Below are 4,529 nucleotides of genomic sequence, written 5' to 3'. Positions count from 1 at the left end.
ACAACTAGCGAAATTTAATCACTTTATCAATGAAGGATAATAAAAAAAGTTATGTCGATCTTATTGGTCGGCATAGCTTTTTTATATGAAAAAGATAGTCGGGAACCTCTATATAACAGACTTTTCAGAACATTCAAGCTATTACCTTTTTTGGGTTTTCTCCGTCTTTTCTCAAAAATTAAACCTCCAAATATTTTCCTGAGACGCAATTATTTGCGATGAGACGTCCTCATAAGTAAATATCTCTCACTGAAACCGTTTACACTAACTAATTGGCTTATATAGACCCGACTTGCAAAAAAGCCCTTGATTCAATTTTTGCCAGTGTTATGATGATTAACGTCATTGAAAAAGCGAACAAAAAATACGAACAAAAAAACGAACGGGAGAGATGAACCCAATATGATCACTCAAAAGATTGCTTTTCTAGGTGCAGGCTCTATGGCTGAAGCGATGATTTCAGGAATGGTTGAATCAGGAAGCATTCCGGCAGAACAAATCATCGTAACCAACCGAAGTAATCAAGATCGTTTAAATGAAATTCACAATAAATATGGTGTGCGTACAGTCTTGAAAGATGAATTGGATTTTTCTGAAGTTGATCAATTCTTCCTGGCGATGAAGCCGAAAGATATCGACGCTGTACTGGCAGACTTAAAAGATAAATTACAACCAAATCAAGTACTTGTTTCTGTATTAGCAGGAATTTCTACTTCTTATATGGAAGACCGCTTGAATGATGAGCAGCAAGTGATTCGCGTTATGCCTAACACTTCCAGCATGTTGAGAGAATCTGCTACGGCAATCAGCCCTGGTCGATTCGCAGATATGGATAATGTGATGGTTGCGAAAGAATTGCTTCGTGCCATCGGTGAAGTCTTTGTTATTGATGAAGAAAAAATGGACGTATTTACTGGAATCGCTGGAAGCGGACCGGCTTACTTCTATTATTTGATGGAACACATCGAAGAAACAGGTCGCGCGGAAGGAATGGACCGTGAAACATTACGTGAAATCGGTGCACAGACGTTGCTGGGTGCAGCGAAAATGATGCTCGAACGAGATGAAAGCCCAACGGAACTTAGAGAAAATGTAACCTCTCCGAATGGAACGACAGCAGCTGGTTTGGATGCTCTTGATCAAAATGGCGGAGGCCAAGCGATCTCAGCAGCCATCAAAGGTGCAGCAAGTCGTTCGAAGGAGCTAAGCGCAGAATTAGAAGGACTATTAGTCGGAAGTAAATAAAATAGATATACGTTAATTGAACGGATAAAGAACATGAAGCGAAAAAGCTAAATAGGAGTGATATGTTGAGTAATGATAAAAAAAGGGTAGTAATAAAAATAGGGAGTAGTTCCCTGACAAGTGCGCACGGTGAAGTAAGCCGCCGTAAATTAGAAAAATTAGTAGATGAAGTCGTCCGTTTAAAAGACGACGGCCACGAAGTTTTACTTGTATCTTCAGGTGCTGTAGCGGCAGGGTATCGCCGTCTAGGATGCCTGGAACGTCCAGAAGCATTGCCTGAAAAACAAGCAGCCGCATCCATCGGTCAAGGATTGTTAATGGAAACTTATTCAGACCTATTCTTGTCCCACGGCTATAACGGATCACAAATCTTAATTACCCGCAGTGATTTTTCCGATGAAGCTCGTTACAACAATGCACGTAATACCATCAACGTATTGCTTGAACGCGGAATTATCCCAATTGTCAATGAAAATGATACGATCACGATCGATCGCCTGAAATTCGGTGATAACGATACTCTATCTGCAAAAGTAGCTGGACTTGTCGATGCTGATCAATTAATCATCCTTTCTGATATTGACGGGCTTTATGATGACGATCCAAGGAAAAATAAGGATGCACAGCTTCTCGATAAAGTCCACGAAATCACCCCAGAAATCGAAGCAGCAGCTGGCGACCCAGGAAGTGCGGTTGGCACAGGCGGTATGAAATCTAAGATTGATGCTTTCAAAATCGCTATGGCATCCGGTATTTCGTCCTTCTTAGGAAAAGCGGGTACACCTGACATCGTTTACGATGCAGTGTATCACAATGCCACTGGAACGTACTTTGAAACCACGCCCGAACAGGAAAATCTCGACCAGAAAAAACAATGGATCGCATTCAACTCCGGTCCAGAAGGTGAAGTCATTATTGACCACCGTGCGAAAGAATCTATCGTTGAAATGAAGAAAAGCTTATTGCCAATGAACGTCCATCACGTTAAAGGACGCTTCAAAAAAGGCGCTGTCGTCCGTATTCACGACCTGCAAGGAGAAGAAATTGGCCTTGGTGTCGTAAATTACTCTTCAGATGAAATGAAAGAAATGATCGGGCTGACTGAACCAGAACTTGAATCTTATGAAAAAGCCGCTATTGAACGGAAAGATTTCGTTTGTCACTTAGAAGTTTCTATGCCTGTAGGCGTTTAAAATTTTCAAGGAGGTCTTTGATGACACTGACAAAAAGTAATGTGAACGTTGAAGCACAAGCAATTGAAGCGAAGAAAGCTTCCAAGAAATTGATGATCCTTTCCAAAGAGGAGAAAAACGAAGCGCTTCTTCACCTTGCTGATGTTCTTGAGCGTGAATATGAAACGATCCTCGCAGCAAATGAAAAAGACTTAGAAAACGGTCGTGAAAAAGGTTTCACGGACGCATTCATGGATCGTTTATCCCTATCCAAAGAAAGAATCGCTGACTTTGCTCAAGGTCTACGAGAAGTTTCTGAACTGGAAGATCCAACTGGACAGAAGCTATCTGATTGGACTCTTGAGAACGGTCTAAAAGTTGAAAAAGTAACCGTTCCACTTGGCGTTATCGGTATGATTTATGAAGCACGCCCGAACGTAACGGTTGATGCGACTGGTCTTGCCCTTAAATCTGGGAATGCCATCGTACTGAAAGGCGGTTCTTCTGCCATCAACTCTAACCAGGCGATCGTCGAAGTAATGCACCGTGGTCTTGCTGAAACGAAGATTCCGAAAGAAGCTGTGCAATTTATCGCTTCTACAGACCGTGCAGCAACGAATGAACTATTCACGATGAAAGAGCACATCGACGTGTTGATTCCTCGTGGTGGCGGCAAGTTGATCCAGGCAGTAGTAGAAAACGCAACGGTTCCTGTACTTGAAACAGGTGTTGGTAACTGCCACATCTATGTCGACAAAGATGCAGATGTTGAAAAAGCGATCAGCATTCTTGTCAATGCGAAGACAGACCGTCCAGCGGTATGTAACGCTGCGGAAACTCTCGTTGTGCACAAAGAATGGTTAGCTGCTCACAGTGACGAGTTGATTGCAGCTCTTAAAGAAAACAACATCAATGTCCACGGTGACGAACGAGCGCTGGAAGTCATTCCTGGTGCCGTTCTAGCCGGAGAAGAAGACTGGGCGAATGAATACCTTAGCACAGATATTGCAGTAAAAGTTGTTGATACTCTGACAGATGCGATCACTCACATTGAAACTTACGGCACGAAGCACTCAGAAGCAATCATTACAGAAAATGCAGAAGCTGCTGAGAAGTTCATGGCCCTTGTCGATGCTGCAGCCCTTTATCACAATGCATCTACCCGCTTTACTGACGGTGGAGCGCTTGGATTCGGTGCAGAGATCGGTATTTCCACCCAAAAACTTCATGCGCGTGGACCAATGGGTCTACCTGCGTTGACAACAGTCAAGTTCCTTATGAAAGGTACTGGCCAAATTCGATAAATAGATTGAGTTAAGAAGGGAAACTCCTCATAGTTTCCCTTCTTTTTTTGTTTGGTGGGGGTGGTTATTCTTAAAAAGCGAAGATTGATTGTGAAATAACTAGGAGGCATTCTTAAAAAACTCCACCTTATTCTTAAATAACGACAGCAAATTCTAAAATAACGCGTGCCCATTCTCAAATATATCCTTTTATTGTGTATTTCCTATTTCTTGTAGTACCCGAGTACGAAGATGAATTCTCTAATAATAGTCTTCGTGCGATATACTCTGTCTTGATCTGCGCAAACTTACGAAACTCTACATTTGTTATCTCCTTACCGATTAACAACTGATAATCTTTTAACGTTCGTAAGTGAGCATCCACAGATTTCTCACCGCACCAAACACACCTCTAGTGATCTCGCTTTCTTTCCATACTGAAACGAGAACATTCCGGACACTGCACGCCAAGTATCAGATCCTCCATCGTTAAGCGATAACGATTCATCATCGACGCTTTAAAAGGCACATGCTTCCTTCTTATGTGATCCGCAAGCATTTGAACTTCTGACTCTTCCAACTTATTATCAGAAACTTTGCTTTTAACCTTCTCTATTTGCGAAACCAAATTCTTTGGCCTTACAATTCTCTTTTTCAAATGTGCGGCGTCTTTGCCATACGTTTTGATGATAGTTTTGGAGTTTGCTACGACAATCAGGGAGAAAATAGGTACATCAGGAAATCCAAGCAAGCCAAGCCAGCGCGAAAACTGCATCGTTTGGTGCTCGACTTGCAAAAATGGATCAGGAAATATATCTTTCACACCATT

Annotated in this window: 3 protein-coding genes and 1 pseudogene; 3 read left to right on the top strand and 1 reads right to left on the bottom strand. The window is 42.1% G+C overall.

Annotation, left to right across the window (positions count from 1 at the left end; genetic code table 11):
* Window positions 1-402 precede the first annotated feature (402 nt).
* The 3 genes from proC (at window position 403) to LD39_RS05800 (ending at window position 3,721) form a co-directional block, all read left to right on the top strand.
* Window positions 403-1,245, top strand: a complete 843-nt coding sequence (proC, locus tag LD39_RS05810; RefSeq protein ID WP_035543890.1) for a pyrroline-5-carboxylate reductase — start codon at window positions 403-405, stop codon at window positions 1,243-1,245.
* Window positions 1,246-1,307: 62 nt separating this feature from the next.
* Window positions 1,308-2,438, top strand: coding sequence for a glutamate 5-kinase (gene proB, locus LD39_RS05805; RefSeq protein ID WP_035543889.1), 1,131 nt, complete (start codon window positions 1,308-1,310; stop codon window positions 2,436-2,438).
* A gap of 20 nt (window positions 2,439-2,458) precedes the next feature.
* Entirely contained in the window at window positions 2,459-3,721 is a 1,263-nt protein-coding gene (locus LD39_RS05800; RefSeq protein ID WP_035543888.1) for a glutamate-5-semialdehyde dehydrogenase, read from the top strand.
* Window positions 3,722-4,112: 391 nt separating this feature from the next.
* Here LD39_RS05800 and LD39_RS23020 read toward each other — a convergent pair.
* Window positions 4,113-4,529, bottom strand: a pseudogene (locus tag LD39_RS23020) (hypothetical protein); the annotation flags it as partial.

This window comes from Halobacillus sp. BBL2006, assembly GCF_000786645.1.
Lineage (GTDB): Bacteria > Bacillota > Bacilli > Bacillales > Halobacillaceae > Halobacillus.
This window is presented reverse-complemented; position numbering and strand designations above follow the sequence as displayed.